We start from the raw sequence: 19,555 nt of genomic DNA, 5'->3' as shown, positions 1-19,555 counted from the left end.
TTGTTTTGTTGTTAGTAAGATTTACTTCGGTTTTCCCATTTTAGATCACTCAATATAGAGGCGTCTATACCTATAAAGAAATACCATCTTTTATATGTGCCAAAAGGTGTCCAGTTAAAACGCATGGAAAAACTCTTTAAATCTCTTTGAAATCTTAATTGGGTCAAGGTAAAACCTTTGTTTTTAAAATCATACCCCGAAGAACCGCCCACTTTCCATCTCGGGGATAGTTCTATATCTCCAGAAAACATTAAAGAGTGGCTGCTGAACTCGTTTTGCCGTGCACTGTTTAAATAACTTGCGGAATAGGCCAGCCTAAAGTTCCATGGTATTTTGGTGCCATATACGGGGTTTTGAACATCTTCGTCCTTGTCTTGCGGTCTTACAGGGTTGTCAGAAAAACTATCGGCACGTCCAAATAAATCATCGGTTCGACCACCACTCTGGGCAACATAGTCGAAGGGGTCTTCTTCCTCTTCACCTTTTTTGTCATCCTTATCTTTTCCGAACATGTCGCTACTGATGGAATAGGAAATGTTGGCGTTAGCCCTTGTTAATCTAAAAAGGCTACCTCCGTTATCAATATTCCATGTGTCTATACGTGTACCGTTGTTATCTATCGCATAAGGGTCTAGTCCCGCAGAAAAGTTGATAGACATTTTATTGTCCAATATCGTGGTACCTCCGTTTATGCTTAGGGGGCTCAGCCTTAAAGAATCAGATTCTAGGTTGTATGAGGTAGAGATGTTAAGATTGCTTAGAATAGGTATCTTCTTAGGTTCTATTTTTGTAGAATCCTTATCTCTGACCTTTGCTTCGAGGGTATTTGCCAATGAAAAACTCACACTGTTGGATTTTCCTAGACTAGGGGCTCCGTTAAGGGTGCCTTCAAAACGACTGTATTGTACCACATCACCATCTTCGTCTATATATTCATCGTAAAATTGATCAAAAGAGGGTGCGTATCCATAACTTAAAGAGGGACGCATTACGTGTCTTATGGCCTGTATCTTTTTGTCCTCACCAAAGTTGAAAGTTCCGTACAGGGTGGTACCTATACTAGCGCTAAGGTTGTATTGGTTGTATCTGTCAAAGCCACTTATGGTATCTCTTACGACAGCGTCCGATTCACTATCATAACGTTTATTGAAGGTCTCTAATGTCCACACATCCTTATAACTACCGCCCATGCTAACACTAAAGAATTTTGCTACTTTAAAGTTGGTGTTTATAGGGATGGTGTGTACCGCGCCAACTTTGGCGTTGTCGAACATTTTGCCCGTTAAAAAGTCATCATCATTGGTCGTTAATCTATTTTGAGCGTTTAAGTCGTACTGAAAATTGATATTTTGAATAATTCCTTTCTTTATCCCATCCCTTTTGGCAAAAGGATAAATACGTTCCATACTTGCCTGCAAGGTAGGAAGGGTCATAGTAATGTTGTCCGTATCGGACTCAAGAACCGTAGGCGACGTTAGCTGTGAGTGTGTCGCGGTCAAACTCATGTTTACCGACGGATATTCGGGAAACGTTTTTGAATATGATATAGAAGAAGAAAGAGTGTTGTTCTGCGTACTGGGCAAATTTCGTTGCTGTAAAGAGTTTCTGTAATATTCGCTACTTCCTAAGTTAACAGATGCGGAAAATCTTGAGTTTGGACTTGCCTTTGTGTCCTGGGAATGTGAAAATTGAATGTTATAGTTTTTTGAAAGACTGTAATCGCTAAATCCCTTTTGGCTATTTACTAGATTCTCGTACCTGATATTAAAGTTTCCCCGGTACTTGTATCGTTTGGTGTACACCGAGGTGGCTCTAAACCCCCAACTGCCGTTAGTGTAAAAATCACCTGTAAATGTTACATCCGCATAATCTCCCAAAGGCAGGTAATAGCCCATATCCTGTAAAAAGTAACCTGTATCGGGGTCGTTACCGAAAGAGGGCATCAAAATACCTGCTGCACGACCTACGGATAATGGAAAATAGGCAAAAGGCATAATTATAGGTGTAGGAACATCGGCAATGTATAGATTACTGAAACCTGCAATTACCTTTTTCTTGGGAACAAATTTTGCTTTTCTTACCCTGATGTAATAATCGGGGTTAATGGTGTCTTTTGAAGTGGTAAGCTTTGCCTCGCTTAAAAAGTATACCGAGTCGTTCTCTTTTTTTGTGATTTCGGCATAAACTTTCATGGCGTCACTTCCCAGCTGCCCTGCAGCCGCCTGTTGTTCAGTTCTAGAATTCCAGATGATGGCCTTTTGTGTATCAAAATTAAACCGGATAGAATCAGGAATTACGACATTGGAACCCTGTTTAAAATATGGTAATTGGGTGTAATTGCCCAAAGAATCTTTTATACGGCCGGCGTACACCTCATTTTTAATGTAGTCCATTGTAATGATACCGGCCTTCAGTTCGGTATCTTGATAATAGATCTCTGCTTCGTTGTACAGGTATATTTTATTTTCTTTTTGGCTTAGTTTAACGTAATCCTTGGCTTTGTACTTAATGTTATCCAATAATATTGGAGGCTTTTGGTTAAGGGAATCTTGAGCCAAAGAATCTCTCATAACACTGTCGTTTTCGACAGGTTTCGGGAAAAGAGGGGCTACAATAGAGTCTTTTTCCGCTTTTACTTCAATGGGTATAACCTTGTTCTCTTGGGCTACCAGAGAAAATATACCAACAAAAAGTAGGAATAGGAAAAGTACGTTCTGTTTATTTGATTGCAAGGCTATATATCCTATTTTTGTAAAGGTTTGGCAATCTGTGGGCCATTAGATTCAGATGTCAAACTTACATATATTTTTTATTCCCTTTATAGAGTATTACAATAATTTTAACCATGTAAAGGGCTGTGAAAACCCAATTGAATATGAAAATTAAACCATTATTTGCATTCTTGTTGTTGGTGTGCCCCTTGTTGCTTACCTCTTTTACCGATTATGATTCGGTCGAGGACACCACCGACCCCTTTGTAGTTGTACTGGATGCCGGGCATGGTGGTCATGACCCTGGAAACTTGGGAAATGGATATTTAGAAAAAAATATAGCCCTTAATATTGTATTGAAAGTAGGTGAGATACTATCTAAGAATAAGGACATTAAAGTAATCTATACTAGAAAGGACGATACCTTTATAGATCTTTATGTAAGGGGGGAAATAGCGAACAAGGCAAATGCCGATCTTTTTGTTTCGGTGCATTGCGACTCGCATACTTCAGATGCACATGGTGCAGGTACTTTTGTGCTGGGGCTTCATGCTAACAAACAAAACTTTGAAATCGCCAAAAAGGAAAACTCGGTAATCTATTTGGAGGATAATTATGAAACCCGTTATGCCGATTACGACATCAACTCTCCAGAATCGGTTATCGGACTTACCATAATGCAAGAAGAATTCTTAGACCAAAGTATTGCGTTGGCAAAAAAAATACAAGAAAATATGTCCGGTAGGTTAAAGCGTAATGACCGCAAGGTGAAACAGGCCGGTTTTATTGTATTGCACCAAACCTTTATGCCCAGTGTGTTGGTAGAGACCGGTTTTTTGACCAATAAAGAAGAAGGGGCTTATCTAAATTCGAAAAAAGGACAATCGGAAATGGGAGCTGCGATAGCGGATGCCATTCTTAAATATAAAGACGAAACAACAAGTAATAGTTCTCTTGTTGGTTCTGAAATTTCGGCTCCGGAAATAGAAGAGCCTCAGAAAACACCCGAAGAAAAGAAAAAAGCGGAAGAGATTGTGGCAGTGGTAGTGCAGGAAAGTAAGCCAAAACCGGCCATAGACGATGATATAAAGAAAAAGCTTCCCAAAAAGGAAGAGGTGAAGGAGGTTGTAGTGATAGAAAAGGAAAAGAAGGTCGATGCATCGGAGAGTTCCAATAATCAGAAAGTGATTTTTAAAGTCCAGTTAATGGCAAGTGGTAAAAATTTGTCCTTGGAGCCAGAAAATTTTAAAGGCCTATCACAACTTTCAAAAGAGCCTTATAAGAATCTTTATAGATACATGTATGGAGAAACACGTTCTTATAGGGAAGCTAAGATGATGCAAGCTAAAGCGGCCAGAACAGGGTATCCTTCCGCCTATATTGTAGCATATGAGAACGGAGAAAGGGTAGCTGTTCCAAAAGAGCTGCAAGACGATTTGCAATAAATCTCCCTGATATAATATTTATTTCTAATTTTGTTGTTAACCGTAAAACTGATTACTTGAAACTATCCAGAGAAATTAAAACCGGAATTATAGTAATTGGAGGAATACTTTTATTCATATTGGGGTTTAGTTATTTAAAGTCCACTCCACTTTTTGACAACAGTAAGACATTGTATGCCATATACCCCGATGTTGGGGGCTTGCAAGTAGGAACCGTGGTTTCTATAAACGGCTTTGGGGTAGGAAAGGTAAATGATATAAAGTTTCTTGATGCAAAGGGAAACCTTATGGTCACCTTTACGGTGAGCAGTGATTTTGAATTTTCTAAGAACAGTACCGTAGAGTTGTACGATACCGGTATTATCGGAGGTAAAGGACTACAGATAACACCTGTTTTTGATGGTGCCCGCACCATTGAGTCTGGAGATACCCTAAACACACAGACCAGGCCTGGCCTAACAGAACTCGCACAACAAAAACTTACCCCCTTGTTTAAAAAGTTCGAATCTGCCGTAGGCGATGCAGATTCTGTTCTTATAAATGTAAACGATGTCTTAAGCGGTAATACAAAGCAAGATTTACGAAAGGCCATTAATGGGCTGAGCGAGCTAATGGTAAGTCTTAACGGAAGTGCAAGGGTATTGAATGATATTTTAAAAAACAATGAGAGCAAACTAGATAGTTCTTTAAATAATTTTGAACGATTGACCCATAATTTTGCAGAACTTTCCGACACGCTGAACAATGCCGGTCTAGGTAGAACACTATCTAGCTTAGAATCTACAATGGCCAGTTTAAATGGTATTATGTCAAAAATTGACGAAGGCGATGGTACTCTGGGCAAGTTGATGAAAGATGAAGAGCTGTACGTAAGTTTAAATAATGCTTCAAGGGAGTTGGATTTGTTGTTGCAAGATTTTAGGTTAAACCCAAAACGTTATGTTAATGTATCTGTCTTTGGTAAAAAACAGAAAGATTATAAGGTTCCCGAAGAAGATCCAGCAGATAAAATAGAATAGTTGTTATGCAATATTTACCTAATTTTCTTTTTGTTGTCGTTCTTGCGATAGGAATAGGGTTCTTTACTCGAAATATTTTTCGTTTAAGAAGAAACATTCTTTTAGGTAAGGATGTCGATGTCAGTGATAACCGGTCTCAGAGATGGGCTAATATGGCCCGAATTGCCTTGGGGCAAACAAAAATGGTCGTTCGCCCTGTTCCGGGCATATTACATATTATAGTGTATCTAGGTTTTATCATTATCAACCTAGAAGTGTTGGAAATAATCATTGATGGTATTTTTGGTACTCATAGGGTTTTTGCAGGCTTGGGTGGTGTATATGATTTTTTGATCGCTTCATTCGAAATTTTAGCCTTGCTGGTAATCGTTTCCGTTACCATTTTTTGGATCCGTAGAAATATTATTCGGTTAAAGCGTTTTTTTAAGCCCGAAATGAAAGGATGGCCCAAGATGGATGGAAATCTGATCTTGTATATAGAATTTGTCTTAATGCTCTTGTTCCTTACTATGAACGCTGCAGATTTTCAATTGCAGCAGTTGGGTGCAGACCATTATGTACAGGCCGGTTCGTTTCCGGTAAGTCAATACATTTCTCAATTGTTCGGAGACATGTCCATTTCTGGTTTAATTTTATTGGAAAGGATTACATGGTGGATGCATATTGTTGGGATATTGTTCTTTCTTAACTACCTATATTATTCAAAACATCTACATATTCTTTTGGCCTTTCCGAATACGTTTTATGGTAAATTAACGCCTAAAGGCCAGTTTAAGAATTTAGAATCGGTTACCAATGAGGTTAAGTTGATGATGGACCCATCTGCGGATCCCTTCGCGGCGCCTGCCGAAGATGCTGCCGAACCTGAAAAATTTGGTGCGTCTGATGTTACGGACCTAAATTGGGTACAGCTTTTAAATGCTTATTCTTGTACCGAATGTGGTCGGTGTACAAGTGAATGTCCCGCTAATTTGACCGGAAAGAAATTGTCGCCTAGAAAGATAATGATGGATACCCGTGATAGGTTGGAAGAAGTGGGTAAAATCATGGATAAGAACAAGGGTGAGTTTAAAGAGGACGGAAAACAACTTTTAGACGATTATATAACCCGAGAGGAGTTATGGGCATGTACTTCGTGCAATGCATGTGTAGAAGCTTGCCCTGTAAGTATAGATCCGTTATCCATTATAATGGATATGAGGCAATACCTTGTTATGGAGCAGTCTGCTGCCCCTTCTGACCTAAATAATATGATGGGCAATATAGAGAATAATGGAGCTCCCTGGCCTTTTAATCAGTTGGATCGTCTAAACTGGAGCAAAGAATCTTAAAAAAAACAATGAAATGGCAAGTGAATTGAATGTGCCTACAATGGCAGAAATGTTCGCTTCGGGCCAAAAGCCAGAAGTGCTTTTTTGGGTGGGGTGTGCAGGAAGTTTTGACGATAGGGCCAAAAAGATAACCAAGGCCTTTGTTAAAATACTGAACAAGGCAAATGTGTCATTTGCAGTTTTGGGAACAGAGGAAAGTTGTACCGGTGACCCGGCAAAACGGGCCGGTAACGAATTTTTGTTCCAAATGCAGGCGGTTACCAATATAGAGGTGATGAACGCTTATGAGGTAAAAAAGGTAGTTACTGCCTGCCCGCACTGCTTTAACACGCTTAAAAATGAATATCCGGGGCTTGGCGGTAATTATGAAGTGGTACACCATACCCAGTTTCTTAAACAGTTGTTGGAAGAAGGCCGTATTACAATGGAAGGTGGTAGTTATAAAGGTAAACGTATTACCTATCATGATCCTTGTTATTTAGGTAGGGCCAACAATGTGTATGAAGCACCTAGAGACCTTATAAGAAAACTGGATGCCGAGCTTGTAGAAATGAAAAGCTGTAAGCAAAGAGGGCTTTGCTGTGGTGCCGGAGGTGCTCAAATGTTCAAAGAGCCGGAAAAAGGAGATAAGGATGTAAACGTAGAAAGAACGGAGCAGGCATTGGAAACCAAACCCGAGATTATAGCCGCTGGTTGTCCGTTTTGTAATACGATGATGACCGATGGTGTAAAGAGCAAAGAAAAAGAAGCATCGATAGCAGTTTTGGATATAGCCGAGTTAATTGCCAATGCTCAGGATTTATAGGTTCTTTCTTGAATTGAAAAAAAAAGGGATATTACAAATATTAAAATATAGGAGGAATAATGTTAGTGGATTTTGATACATTGTCGGATAGTTCAAGAGTATGGATTTACCAGGCGAATAGAAGTTTTACCCCAGAAGAATTGGTTCAGATAAAAGAAGAGTTGAATGCATTTATCGAAAATTGGACCGCTCATGGTAAAGATTTGGAGGCAGGTTATGAGATAAGATATAATAGATTTTTGGTCATTGCCCTAGATCAAAGAAACCAAGCGGCCACCGGTTGTTCCATTGATGCCTCGGTTCATTTTATACAGGCCCTTGAAAAGAAATACAACGTAGAACTGTTGGATAAGATGAACGTGTCTTATAAGCAAGGTGAATATGTGGCCTACAAGACATTGTTGGACTTTAAGGCAATGGCGAAACAAAAAGCAATTTCGAAGAATACGATTGTTTTTAATAACCTTGTAGCTACAAAAGGAGAGTATAAAGAGCATTGGGAGGTGCCTGCATCCGAAAGTTGGCACGCTCGTTTTTTGTAGTGCCAATGTTTTGTTAAACACCACTTTTATTAGGTTTTATCGGTGAAATGCAATAATTTTCGGGCTTTTAAGTTATTTCCATACATTCAAATTACATGCGCCCTTATATAATTTGCATCATAACATTTTTTGGTTTTTTTAATCTTTTTGGACAAAATCCTTTGGTTAGTGAAGACAGCCTTGCCCAGGCAACATGGGTAAATGAGCAGTACCAAAGAATGTCTTTAGAAGAAAGAATAGGACAGCTGTTTATGGTTAGTGTAACCTCTGACCAAAAGACATCGAACGCCAACAAAATAAAAGAACTTATTAAGACACATCAGATCGGTGGTGTTATTTTTTCGAAGGGAGGACCTGTAAGGCAGGCTAGATTAAGCAACGAATTTCAGGCGGTTTCTAAAATACCATTATTGGTCGGTATGGATGCGGAATGGGGATTGGCAATGCGCTTAGATTCTACCTATGCTTTTCCATGGAACATGACTTTAGGGGCCATACAAGATGATAATATCGTAGAAAAAGTAGGGTATAGGATAGGGCAACATGCAAAACGCTTGGGTGTTCACATTAATTTTGCTCCAGATATAGATATCAATACAAACCCTAAAAATCCGATAATCGGAAATAGATCGTTCGGGGAAACCAGAGAGGTCGTAACCAATAAAGGCATTGCGTTTATGAAGGGTATGGAAAAGGCCGGGGTATTATCTAGCGGTAAACATTTTCCGGGTCATGGTGATACCGCTGTGGACTCCCATAAAGATTTGCCTTTGATACCATTTTCCAGAGAGCGATTGGATAGCTTAGAGCTTTATCCGTTTAAAAAGTTAATAGATCAAGGACTTAGTAGTGTAATGGTAGCGCATTTAGAAGTGCCCGCCTTAGAGATAAAAGAAGGTTTGCCGTCGTCATTGTCGGAACAAATTATATCGGGGATCTTAAAAGAAGAATTGGGTTTTGAAGGCTTGGTGTTTACAGATGCATTAAACATGAAAGGCGCTTCTAAATTTGGTACTGATGGCGATGTGGAGTTGGCCGCTTTTATGGCCGGAAACGATATTCTTTTGATGCCGGAGAATGTGTCGGAGGCAAAAAACAAGTTGATAAAAGCGTACAATGACGGTAAAATTAGTGAAGAGAGATTGTCATTGTCCGTAAAGAAAATCTTGATGTCCAAATACAAGGTAGGGCTCCATGATTATCATCCTATTAAAATTAAAAATCTTTATGAGGATTTGAATTCTCTGGAAGATGACCTCATATATGAAGAGGCTATAGAAAATGCGATTACCGTCGTAAAGAACAAATTTGATCTGATAGGAATCAAAAATTTGCAGAACAAGAAAATTGCTTATGTGAAGTTTGGCGATGCACCCAACGATACCTTTTTTAACGAGTTGAACAAGTATGCCGAGGTAACGCAAATAAACGGTAATAATATTACCGAGATAAAGAACCAGTTATCGAATTATAATTTGGTGATTATAGGACATCATAAAAGTAATGATAGCCCATGGAAATCGTATAAGTTTTCCGATAGGGAGCTATCATGGTTACAGGAAATTTCTAACCTTAGAACATCAAACCTTATTTTATGTGTATTTGCTAAACCTTATGCGCTATCCGCTATTTCTACCTTTCAGAATATTGATGCCGTAGTGGTATCGTATCAGAACAGTAAAATAGCCCAAGCAAAAACGGCAGAATTGCTTTTTGGTGCCATTCCGGCCATAGGTAAGTTGCCTGTAACCGCAAATGCCGATTTTAAGGTTGGTAGTGGGGTTCAGATAAAACCGTTGAAAAGATTAGGGTATAGTATTCCTGAGCGGGTAGGGCTGAGTACCAAGGGCTTAAAAGAAGTTGATAGATTGGTACAGCAAGGTCTTGATAGCCTTATGTTTCCGGGGGCCCAAGTTTTAGTGGCAAGAAAGGGGAAAGTGGTATATAACAAGAGCTTCGGAAAACCTACGTATGATGCCAATACAAAAATCACCAACGATAATATTTACGATTTGGCATCCTTGACAAAAATATTGGCGACCTTACCTATGGTCATGAAAATGGAAGAGGAAGGAAAAATAGCTTTGAACGATACATTTGAAGAACTTATTCCCGATTATTCCAATACGGAAATAAAAAATGTAACGGTATTAAAGGCTCTTTCTCATTATGGTAGATTACCAGCGTGGATTCCTTTTTATGTACGAACGCTCGATAAGGAAAGAAAACCGTCGAAAGAATTTTACAGAAGTGAGCCGACACCCGGATTTTCGGTTAAAGTGGCGGATCATCTGTATTTAATGGATGCTTACAACGATTCGATATATAATCGCATTGGTCGTCAAGATTTAAAGTCGAACAGATATCGTTACAGCGATGTTCCTTATTATGTAATGAAGAAGTACATCGAAGATACCTACGGTAAAAAACTGAATGTATTGGCCGATGATTTTCTGTACAAAAGAATTGGTGCAAACTACACGACCTATAATCCGTTGGAGAAGTTTCCGAAGAACAAAATAGTTCCTTCCGAAGAAGATGATTACTATAGGTACCAGACGGTGCAAGGGTACGTTCATGATATGGGAGCTGCCATGCAAGGAGGAATAGGTGGCCATGCGGGGTTGTTTAGCAATGCCAACGATATTGCGAAAATTATGCAGATGTATTTGCAAAATGGATATTATGGAGGAACAAGGTTTTTTGAGTCCAGAACGGTAAAAAAATTCAATACCTGCTATTTTTGCGATAAAAATGTACGAAGGGGCGTTGGCTTTGATAAACCGCAACTAGAACATAGCGGTCCTACTTGCGGATGTGTTTCTAGGAAAAGCTTTGGACATAGCGGTTTTACGGGTACATATACGTGGGCAGACCCAGAAGAAGAGATCGTATACGTCTTTTTGTCGAACAGAACATACCCTACCGCATCCAATACACTTTTAGTTAAATCTGGGTTAAGAACTAGGATTCAACAAGCTATTTACGACTCCATTGTAAATTAAAGAGTAGTTTTGTAACTATGAAAATTGCAATAGTATGTTATCCTACCTTTGGCGGAAGTGGGGTAGTGGCCACAGAATTGGGTATTGCCCTAGCAAATAGGGGGCACGAGGTTCATTTTGTCACTTATAGGCAGCCGGTAAGATTAGAACTTCTGAACAATAATATTTATTTTCATGAGGTTCACGTTCCCGAGTATCCATTATTTCACTACCAACCATATGAGCTTGCGCTTTCCAGTAAATTGGTAGATACCATTAAGCTTTATAATATAGATCTATTACATGTGCATTATGCCATTCCACATGCATATGCAGGTTATATGGCAAAAAAAATGTTAGAGGAAGAAGGTATGTATGTACCTATGGTCACCACACTTCATGGTACCGATATAACCTTGGTAGGAAAACATCCTTTTTATAAGCCGGCGGTTACTTTTAGCATTAATCAATCCGATGTGGTAACCTCTGTGTCAGAGAGTTTAAAACAGGGTACTTTAGAAACTTTTGATATAAAAAAAGAGATTGAGGTAATTCCTAATTTTATAGATAAGAAAAAATACAATACTTCTTTTACAGATTGCCAGCGTTCGAATATGGCCAAAGAAGATGAACGTATCGTTACCCATATCAGTAATTTTAGAAAAGTAAAAAGAATTCCTGATGTCATTAAGGTTTTTAATGAGATTCAGAAGAAAGTTCCGGCGAAGCTGATTATGGTCGGTGAAGGACCCGAGAAAGAAGGAGCGGAAAGACTATGTGAAGATTTAGGGATTTCCAATAGGGTTATCTTTTTAGGCAACAGTAATGAGATAGATAAGATTCTGTGTTTCTCCGATTTGTTCTTGCTTCCCTCGCAAACAGAGAGTTTTGGTTTGGCGGCTTTGGAAGCTATGATAAACAAGGTTCCTGTTATTTCTAGTAATACCGGTGGAATACCAGAGGTTAATATACAAGGTGTTACGGGGTATTTGAGCAATATTGGTGATATTGAGGATATGGCCTCTAAGGCCATTTCTATCTTACAGGATGACGCTACGCTTGAGAAGTTTAAGAAAAATGCTGTAAAAGAAGCGGAGAAGTTCGATATACTTAAAGTATTGCCTTTGTATGAAGAGGTTTATGAAAGGGCTTACAAAAGAAGGTTTAAAAATGCTTAAGAGTATACTTGCGTGTTCTTTATTTGTTATTTCAATAGTTTCTTGTAAAAGTCAGGATCAGATTAAAAGTGCCAATACCGATACAATGCAGCTAACATTGCTTATAGAGGACAACTATAGTGGGCAAGATGAAGAGGAATTTCTTACCATAAATGACCAAAATGAGTTAGAAAAGTTTTTTGGAAAAGTAAATAGAACAAGAAAGCCAGGTTTGCCTATTCCTGAAGTCGATTTCAAAAAAGAGATGGTAATAGTGTGGTGCGGTGGAAATAAAGATTCTTCAAAACTTAGGTTGTCCGTTAAAAATACCACAGATCAAAGTATCTTTTTAAAGAAGGAAAGAATGACTTTGTCTAATTTAAAAGGGGCGGTAATCACTCCTTTTGTCATGTACAAACTTCCTAAGACCCAAAAGGTTGTTAAATTCCAGTAAGTTTCGTCGGTAAATTATACGAATACATCTATCAATCGATAATACTTACCTTACAAAGTACTTTTTTTATAATCTAAAACCATTGTAGTAATTTTACATTTCAATACCCAAATTATAATATATGAAAATTAAGATTTTATTGAGTTTCTTTTTGGTATGTGTGTTGGTCAATACCACTTTTGCCCAAGAAGAATTGGAGATTACGGCTAAGGACAGTATTGTTCAAAGCTCATGGATGTTTGGTATAGGATTTAATGCCGTTGATGATTCGGGGAATGTATTCGACGGACTTTTCAACGTCAGTGATGAATGGAATATGTTGCCTTACCCGTCAAGAATCAGTATTGGCAGATATTTTAAAAATGGTCTAGGGCTTGAGGCCATAGGTACTATAAACAAGTACAAGGAAGGCAAGATAATAGATGGGGTAGTTAATTTAGAAGATAGCGATTATTATGCAATAGACGCTAGAGTTACTTATGACTTAAATAAGATTATAGGAGAGACCGGTTGGTTTGATCCTTATGTAGGAATTGGTGCCGGTTACACGGACGCGAACAATCTTGGGCGTGGTACCTACAATGCCGTGGTCGGTTTCAGAACTTGGATTTCTGATCGATGGGGATTGGACTTCAATTCTTCCGGTAAATGGGCCATGAGTAAAGGTGATGGTGCTACTAATCACATTCAACATGCAGCTGGGGTCGTATACCAATTTGGTATAGAAAAAGGGCTCTCGAAAAAAGGGGAGGAGAAGAAAGAACTGATGGCCGCTATCGAGGCAGAAAGACAACGTCAGCAAGATTCGATAGCTGAAGTAAATAGATTGAAAGAAGAAGCTTTATTAGCGGAAAGATTGAAAAAGGAGAAGGAAGCCGCTGCTTTGGCCGCTGCTGAAAAAGCAAAACAAGATGCTGAAAATGCTAGAAGAAAATCTATCGAAGATCAAATAAAAAACAGTGGCTTGGTTTATTTTAACCTAAATTCCTCTGCTATAACTAGGGAATCTAAAGGTGTTTTAGATCAAATTAAAACAATACTTGATGAAAATCCGGAGTTGAAAATTAAAATTACTTCGCATACAGATTCTCGAGGTACCTCTAAATATAATGATTGGCTATCACAAAGAAGGGTCGATAACACCAAAGATTATTTGGTCAAAGCCGGTGTAGAAGCTAGTAGATTGGCGACCGAGGCTTATGGTGAAAGTCAGTTATTGAATGAGTGTGATGACAATACATATTGTCCAGAAGAAAAGCACAAAGTAAATAGGAGATCAGAATTTATAGTTCTGGAGTTTTAGTAGGTTTTATGAACCAAAGTATAAGTGACAAAAAATCCCGCTCTTAATTGAGCGGGATTTTTTTTATTATGTTTTGGTAAGTAATATTGGTGGCCCTTATCCTACTGAAAAAGAAAAAATGGCAGAAGTGGATTCGTTTCCTATACTGTCCCTAGTAACTATCTTCCAATAATATGTTTTTCCTGATGTAACCGGTATTCCACTATAGCTAGAGGTTTCTATATCTGAAATTAGTAACTCGGGGTCGGTGCTTTCCCCAAAATAAAGGTCGTAGCCAACAATATCATTATCCAAATCTTCTGCGTTCCATCTTAGGTTTACGGTGGTACTTGTTCTAGAAATAGAAGCGCCGGAAATAGGGGATAGGGCAGAGGCGGGAAAAGGAATAAAAGACGCAATGCCGTTACCTTCGTTATAGAAGGTCCAAACATCGCTACTGGTATTATATTTTCCGGTAACATACCAAGAATAGGGTGTGCCTTTTTCTAATACTATAGGTATTTCTGTACTTTCACTCTCTATCAATACTGTTTCAGAATTGGAAATATTTGTAAGATGTACTGTATATGGCTCAGATGACCTTTCATCGGTCCATTCAAAAACTACTTCACTTTGTGTGTCGGAGACAGGGGAACCTTCGGTACATTCTGAATCCTTTTCAGGAAAAACAAGATTTATGCTAATATTGGCCTTGGTATATTCCAATACATCCAAATCGGGACTGCATGAACTAAATATAAATCCGGATAAAATGAACACGAAACCTTTTTTCATAGTTTGACCAGTTTGAAAGATTCATTCATTTTTTCGTTCTTTAATCTTAATATATATATACCCGAAGCAAATGAGCTAGTATCCAATGTTACCGGCGTTTGGTCTACTTCGTATTTTTTAGAGCTCAATAATACACCTGTTTCCGTAAAAATAGTTATTTCGACCCATGTAGAGGTTAGTGGTTTTAAATCTATGGTAAGATTGTTTTCTACTGGGTTGGGATATGCCAAAAAGGAATTTTCTAAAATTACGGTTTCTTCAAATTTTCCTAGACAAGGTTGGTCTGAAAAAACAGTAATGTTATTGACATTTTCGTGTAGCAAAAGGTTTAATTCTTCTTTATCGGTGTAATGTGTGCTCTTTCCATTTATATCAATGGTGTATTCCGTGCCACCTTTCATTTTTAAAGTGACACTGTTGGTAGATGAATTAAAATCTAGTTGTACTTCAAGTGGGTCGGGTTCGGTAATAATAATTTTAGAACAACTTTGATAGTTAGAAGTAGGACCTAGTGTTATGCATAGATCGTATGTTCCTTTTTGTAGATCTGAAATTTCCAAAGATTTAGAAAAAGGAAAGGAAGCTTCACCTTCTGGGCCACTTAGATTGGCGATGTAATCATTAGCTGTTTTTGCTTCTATATATACAGAACCGTTGTTTGAGCCGATGCAAGATGTTCCTGTGGATGTAATCTGAAATTGATCGACGGAAAAATCATTTGCCGAACAACCATTTTCATTAACTGTTTCCCCTTCTAGAGTATTTGGACAAATGTCGTTTGCATCTATGATTCCGTCATTGTCTTGGTCGTTACCTACTGTAATTACCAAGCTTTTGGTGCATCCTATTTCCGTAGTATAGATATACGTTCCTGATTGTTCTGGCGATATAGTGTCAATTGTGTATTCTCCGTTAACGATAGTTCCGTCAGGTAGCGTAAGGTCAAACGAAATGTTGTTGGGCAATAAACTTAAAACTACCTCACTTCCTTCTTTTACTATAATATTATTACTGCCACTATTGGATTCCCCGTTTATTCGATATTCGGTTATTATGCTGTCTTCCGTACAAAAAGTTTCAGACCAAACGGCTATATTGTTTGTTGGATTACCGCCGGCCGCCGTAAAATTACCACCTACTATAAGCTGTGTGTTGTTTTTGGTAAATAGTATAGAGTTCACCCTATTGTCTACCCCGACATTTGTTTTGGGGCCTAAGGCTTCCCACCCATTGGCAACACTCCATCGGGCTGTGTTCATCATTATTTTATTATTGTTTATGTCATCACTAGCGGTTTCAAAACTACCTCCGACGTATATATAGTTGTCATCCGATGTCATATCATTAACATTTCCGCTTAAACCGTTTCCTAAGGGTTCCCAGACTTGTGTAGTTCTATTGTACCTCGCAATTCTATTTACGGTTTGTGAACCGGATAAGGCAAAATTTCCTCCTGCATAAATATAGTTCTCATGTACTACTATGGCTTGTACAAATCCACTGGTGCCGGCTCCTAAACCAGACCAGTTTGATCCGTTCCATTGTGCAATTCGAGCAGCTTCATTTCCCCCGGCCGTATCAAAGTTTCCTCCAACATATAACGTATTGTTCTCGTCAAAAGCGATGGCCCTGATCTCGTTATTTGTGCCTATAATACCCGTTGAAGAATCGGTCAAGGCACTCCACAAGCCATCTTTGTATTGGGCAATATTGTTTACGGTAATGCCGTCAGCTGTTGTAAAGACCCCACCAACAATCAGTGTTCCTGTGGCATCAAAGGCTATTTTGGCTACAGGTCCATTGGTTCCGTCTCCCAAGGTATACCAGTCAGAACCGTTCCAATAGGCGATATTGTTTGCATTTGTGCCTCCTATCTGTGTAAAATCCCCAGCTGCAAAAATATCTCCATTGTCGGCAATAGCCAGTGAGTATATTGTTCCATTACTTCCTTCTGCAAAAGATTCCCAATTACCATCTGCATTAATAATGGCAAGATTGGAAACATCTACACCTCCGGCATTTGTAAATGATCCACCAACATATATACTTCCATCTTCTGACTCTACCATGGTTTCTATGGTACCGTTTATTCCCGATGATATTTTTTTCCAGTTACCGATACCGTTTACCGGAGTTACTCCCGGACCACTACTTTCTGCTGTCAATTTATATATTTTAGCAGACGAACCATATCCGGAGAAATACAATTCTCCATATTCATCTTCTCCAAACGAGGAAATAAGTTCACCATTGGTTCTAAATAACAATTGGTTGTCAGTAGTTCCGTTTGCTTCATCATATTCCAGTGCCCAGACCCTTCCGGACACATAGTCGGCATATATGTATTTGTTTTGTAAATCGGAAGCGGACAGGGAACCTCTATATACATATCCTCCTGTAATAGAAACATCACCTGCGCTATGGTCATAGAAAAAGATAGGTGCTATTTCTGGTGTTGTTATCAAAGAGGTGCTAGATCCATAACTGGGTTGGCTATTGGCTTCATATTTGTTCCATCCATAATTACCACCTTTGGCAATCAAATTTATTTCTTCATAAACGTTTTGTCCCACGTCAGCTCCCCATAACCTACCCTGTTCGTCAAATGAAAATTTCCATGTATTTCTAATGCCCCATGCGTATATCTCATCCAATCCGGATAAACCAACTCTAGGGTTGTCGCTAGGTATTTCGTAATTGCCATCCGGTTCTTCAGGGTTTGTTTCAATTGGGTTGTCCCCGTTAATATCTACGTCTATACGCAATATGCTCCCAAAGACGGTCTCTAGGTTTTGTCCGTTTCTTTGAGGGTCGCCTCCGCCTCCGCCGTCACCTATAGAGGCGTAAAGGTAACCATCGGGACCAAATGAGATTTTACCACCGTTATGATTAGAGTCGGATTGATTTTTTGTAAACCTGGCGATAATGAATTCACTGTTGGGGTCCAGCATATTGGGGTTACTGCTAGAGATGGTGTATCTGACGATATTGATTCTATAGTTGGAAGGTCTGTCGATATAATAGATAAACACATAACCATTTTTTGTGTATTCTGGATGGAAAGCCATACCTAAAAGACCTATTTCTTGTCCAGAGCTGTAGGCTACTTTTTCCGATAGGTCTAAAAACGTCGCTACATCATCGTTTTTAGCGGTAGGTGAATTAGGAAATACTTTGATAACTCCAGGTTGCTCTACCACAAATAGGCGGTTTGTGCCGTCTATCGATGCTTGTATTTCTACCGGAAGATTGAAACTTAGGTTAGGAAAAGCGTTTTCGTAAGACACTTGACTGGTTGCCAAGTTGATTGAAAAAAATACAAATAAAACTATTAAATTTAAAATACTCTTATTCGGGGACATGCAATCGTTTTTTATCGGTCCCAAATATACAGTTCATTCTTGAACCTATTTGATTTAAAACACCTAAAAATTAACCGATAAAAGGAAGTATGTCAATAAATTAAATAGATGTCATCAGTTTTTTTGACAATACCGAACTGGACCAAATTATTCTAGCGCAATGCTCTAAGTGCCAGAAAATTTTGTCTTCTATTTGGTTACCTGCCAATAAAGGGCCGGCAATAAACAAGTTTTTTGAAGCTTGCATATTTTCGTCTACATGAAACCCTATTTTGGAAGGGTTGGGTCTACAAAGCCCCTCGTTAACAAGGCTTTTAAGAAAGGGCGATAGGTCGTCAGCAGTTAAGTTAACGCTTCCAAGACAATTAATCACAATATTGAAATTTTCGGTACTTTCTTTGGAATCGGACGATTCGCCGGTTTTATACTTCATGGACAGGCCATCTTGGTTTTCCGTTAATCCAACAAAGCGTCCTTTTAAATGTTCAAATCTTTTAAGATTGGTCAATTCTTCTACTACCGATAGGTAATGATTACCTGCACAACGCTGTCTTCTACCTATTTGGTTGCCATGAAAACAGGCAAAGTTCAATAGTTCTTCTTTACTTAATTTTGGTAATAAAGCTCCAAAACCTTTAGAAATTATACCCACAGTTGTTGCTGCACCCAGTCCTATTTTTTCTGCTTCGTCAATATCTTTATGGGCGGCCTCTGCAATTGCACTGGCACTTAAATTATCGGCTTCGGCCAAAGATTGTAGGTGTTTGGCCTTAAAGTGCTTGGCTTTTTCCGCATCAAAAGTTCCGTCGGGCATTACGCCATGCGACGATAGGGTTTTAAAAGTTGTATCATACTCGTTAATTGGTAGTTTGTCACAGATTTTATAAATCATTTCCAAGCCACTTGCATTGGCTCCAAGAACGGCAATCTTGGTTTTTAGCCCCTGTTTTTTTCTATTTTTTATGAAGTTGGCGATTTGGTTCATGTTTTCTTCCATGCCCACGCCGTACGGTTCTTTGATGTATAGTGCCGTATTATTGTTTTTAATAGTGTCGCTATACAGTTTTTTATAAGGAAGGGAACCTATGGATAATATTACTTTGTCTGTCTCGATTGCAGTGGCGTCATCAAAAGCTATGTGAAATTTATCATCATTTTTTTTAATGGCTACTGTTTCTTTTTGAACATATGTAATGCTTACTTTGTTCGAAGCAACTAATGTATCCAAACGTTTGCGGACCTCTTCATCTATATACTTACCGAAAAAAAACCGTGGAATGTATAAATCGTCCCATTGGTCTTTTTTGTATAAGGGACTATTTTTTTCTACCCACTGTGTGGCATACTGGCCACCATTTTTCATAAACTCTTCTGAAAGAGCATCTATATTGGCGTTCAGCCAATTCTTAAAGTGTGTTCTATGTGGCTCGGTAATAAAGTTTTTAAGATCCTGTATTAAAAGAACCGATTTTCCCGAACGATTGCCATAAGGCATTCCCTTAAAAAAATCTTGACTCTTATCAATGATGAAAAGTTCAATTTTTTTATCCGTTTTTTTAGTGGACAAACTCTCTAAAAAAGGAATCAAAGTATAGCTAGTTGCTATTCCGGCGCCTACAAATGCAATTTTTTCAGACATTTTTCTTAAAATAAATTTGGTATAAAGTT

13 protein-coding genes are annotated in these 19,555 nt (G+C 38.6%); 9 read left to right on the top strand and 4 right to left on the bottom strand.

Annotation, left to right across the window (positions count from 1 at the left end; translation table 11 throughout):
• Positions 1-11 precede the first annotated feature (11 nt).
• On the bottom strand, positions 12-2,732 hold the full coding sequence (locus J8L85_RS14555) for a putative LPS assembly protein LptD (protein WP_211018470.1): 2,721 nt from the start codon (positions 2,730-2,732) through the stop codon (positions 12-14).
• Positions 2,733-2,875: 143 nt separating this feature from the next.
• Between J8L85_RS14555 and J8L85_RS14550 the strand changes: the two genes are divergently transcribed.
• The 9 genes from J8L85_RS14550 (at position 2,876) to J8L85_RS14510 (ending at position 13,751) form a co-directional block, all read left to right on the top strand.
• Positions 2,876-4,156, top strand: coding sequence for an N-acetylmuramoyl-L-alanine amidase (locus J8L85_RS14550; RefSeq protein ID WP_211018468.1), 1,281 nt, complete (start codon positions 2,876-2,878; stop codon positions 4,154-4,156).
• Between the two features lie 56 nt (positions 4,157-4,212).
• The gene (locus tag J8L85_RS14545; RefSeq protein WP_211018467.1) at positions 4,213-5,175 is read left to right on the top strand and encodes an MlaD family protein; all 963 of its coding nucleotides are present in this window, start codon (positions 4,213-4,215) and stop codon (positions 5,173-5,175) included.
• A 5-nt stretch (positions 5,176-5,180) separates the two neighbouring features.
• The gene (locus J8L85_RS14540; protein WP_211018465.1) at positions 5,181-6,506 is read left to right on the top strand and encodes a (Fe-S)-binding protein; all 1,326 of its coding nucleotides are present in this window, start codon (positions 5,181-5,183) and stop codon (positions 6,504-6,506) included.
• A 13-nt stretch (positions 6,507-6,519) separates the two neighbouring features.
• Positions 6,520-7,311 (top strand): (Fe-S)-binding protein, encoded by a 792-nt coding sequence (locus J8L85_RS14535; protein ID WP_211018463.1) that lies wholly within the window; start codon positions 6,520-6,522, stop codon positions 7,309-7,311.
• A 59-nt stretch (positions 7,312-7,370) separates the two neighbouring features.
• On the top strand, positions 7,371-7,853 hold the full coding sequence (locus tag J8L85_RS14530) for an ABC transporter ATPase (RefSeq protein ID WP_211018460.1): 483 nt from the start codon (positions 7,371-7,373) through the stop codon (positions 7,851-7,853).
• 95 nt (positions 7,854-7,948) lie between these two features.
• On the top strand, positions 7,949-10,858 hold the full coding sequence (locus J8L85_RS14525) for a glycoside hydrolase family 3 N-terminal domain-containing protein (RefSeq protein WP_211018458.1): 2,910 nt from the start codon (positions 7,949-7,951) through the stop codon (positions 10,856-10,858).
• Between the two features lie 17 nt (positions 10,859-10,875).
• Positions 10,876-12,015 carry an N-acetyl-alpha-D-glucosaminyl L-malate synthase BshA gene (gene bshA / locus J8L85_RS14520; RefSeq protein WP_211018456.1) on the top strand — a complete coding sequence of 380 codons (1,140 nt, stop codon included), beginning with the start codon at positions 10,876-10,878 and terminating at the stop codon, positions 12,013-12,015.
• Positions 12,008-12,448, top strand: coding sequence for a hypothetical protein (locus tag J8L85_RS14515; protein WP_211018455.1), 441 nt, complete (start codon positions 12,008-12,010; stop codon positions 12,446-12,448). Before bshA ends, J8L85_RS14515 begins: the two co-directional genes overlap by 8 nt.
• A 121-nt stretch (positions 12,449-12,569) precedes the next feature.
• Positions 12,570-13,751, top strand: a complete 1,182-nt coding sequence (locus tag J8L85_RS14510) for an OmpA family protein (RefSeq protein ID WP_211018454.1) — start codon at positions 12,570-12,572, stop codon at positions 13,749-13,751.
• 96 nt (positions 13,752-13,847) lie between these two features.
• On the opposite strand, the gene J8L85_RS14505 is transcribed toward J8L85_RS14510, so the two are convergent.
• The 3 genes from J8L85_RS14505 to J8L85_RS14495 form a co-directional block, all read right to left on the bottom strand.
• A complete protein-coding gene (locus J8L85_RS14505; protein ID WP_211018453.1) occupies positions 13,848-14,525 on the bottom strand; it encodes a hypothetical protein in 678 nt (225 codons plus the stop codon).
• Positions 14,522-17,887, bottom strand: coding sequence for a PQQ-dependent sugar dehydrogenase (locus J8L85_RS14500; protein ID WP_211018452.1), 3,366 nt, complete (start codon positions 17,885-17,887; stop codon positions 14,522-14,524). Before J8L85_RS14500 ends, J8L85_RS14505 begins: the two co-directional genes overlap by 4 nt.
• Before the next feature lie 100 nt (positions 17,888-17,987).
• A complete protein-coding gene (locus J8L85_RS14495) occupies positions 17,988-19,526 on the bottom strand; it encodes an FAD/NAD(P)-binding protein (protein WP_211018451.1) in 1,539 nt (512 codons plus the stop codon).
• Between the last annotated feature and the right edge of the window lie 29 nt (positions 19,527-19,555).

The sequence above is a fragment of the Maribacter sp. MMG018 genome (genome assembly GCF_018100785.1).
Lineage (GTDB): Bacteria > Bacteroidota > Bacteroidia > Flavobacteriales > Flavobacteriaceae > Maribacter.
This window is presented reverse-complemented; position numbering and strand designations above follow the sequence as displayed.

Bases quoted from the DNA above. Each gene is read 5' to 3' on its own strand.
- bshA (WP_211018456.1), top strand. From the start codon at position 10,876: ATGAAAATTGCAATAGTATGTTATCCTACCTTTGGCGGAAGTGGGGTA.
- J8L85_RS14500 (WP_211018452.1), bottom strand. From the start codon at position 17,887: ATGTCCCCGAATAAGAGTATTTTAAATTTAATAGTTTTATTTGTATTT.
- J8L85_RS14530 (WP_211018460.1), top strand. From the start codon at position 7,371: ATGTTAGTGGATTTTGATACATTGTCGGATAGTTCAAGAGTATGGATT.
- J8L85_RS14535 (WP_211018463.1), top strand. From the start codon at position 6,520: ATGGCAAGTGAATTGAATGTGCCTACAATGGCAGAAATGTTCGCTTCG.
- J8L85_RS14540 (WP_211018465.1), top strand. From the start codon at position 5,181: ATGCAATATTTACCTAATTTTCTTTTTGTTGTCGTTCTTGCGATAGGA.
- J8L85_RS14550 (WP_211018468.1), top strand. From the start codon at position 2,876: ATGAAAATTAAACCATTATTTGCATTCTTGTTGTTGGTGTGCCCCTTG.
- J8L85_RS14495 (WP_211018451.1), bottom strand. From the start codon at position 19,526: ATGTCTGAAAAAATTGCATTTGTAGGCGCCGGAATAGCAACTAGCTAT.
- J8L85_RS14505 (WP_211018453.1), bottom strand. From the start codon at position 14,525: ATGAAAAAAGGTTTCGTGTTCATTTTATCCGGATTTATATTTAGTTCA.
- J8L85_RS14525 (WP_211018458.1), top strand. From the start codon at position 7,949: ATGCGCCCTTATATAATTTGCATCATAACATTTTTTGGTTTTTTTAAT.
- J8L85_RS14515 (WP_211018455.1), top strand. From the start codon at position 12,008: ATGCTTAAGAGTATACTTGCGTGTTCTTTATTTGTTATTTCAATAGTT.
- J8L85_RS14510 (WP_211018454.1), top strand. From the start codon at position 12,570: ATGAAAATTAAGATTTTATTGAGTTTCTTTTTGGTATGTGTGTTGGTC.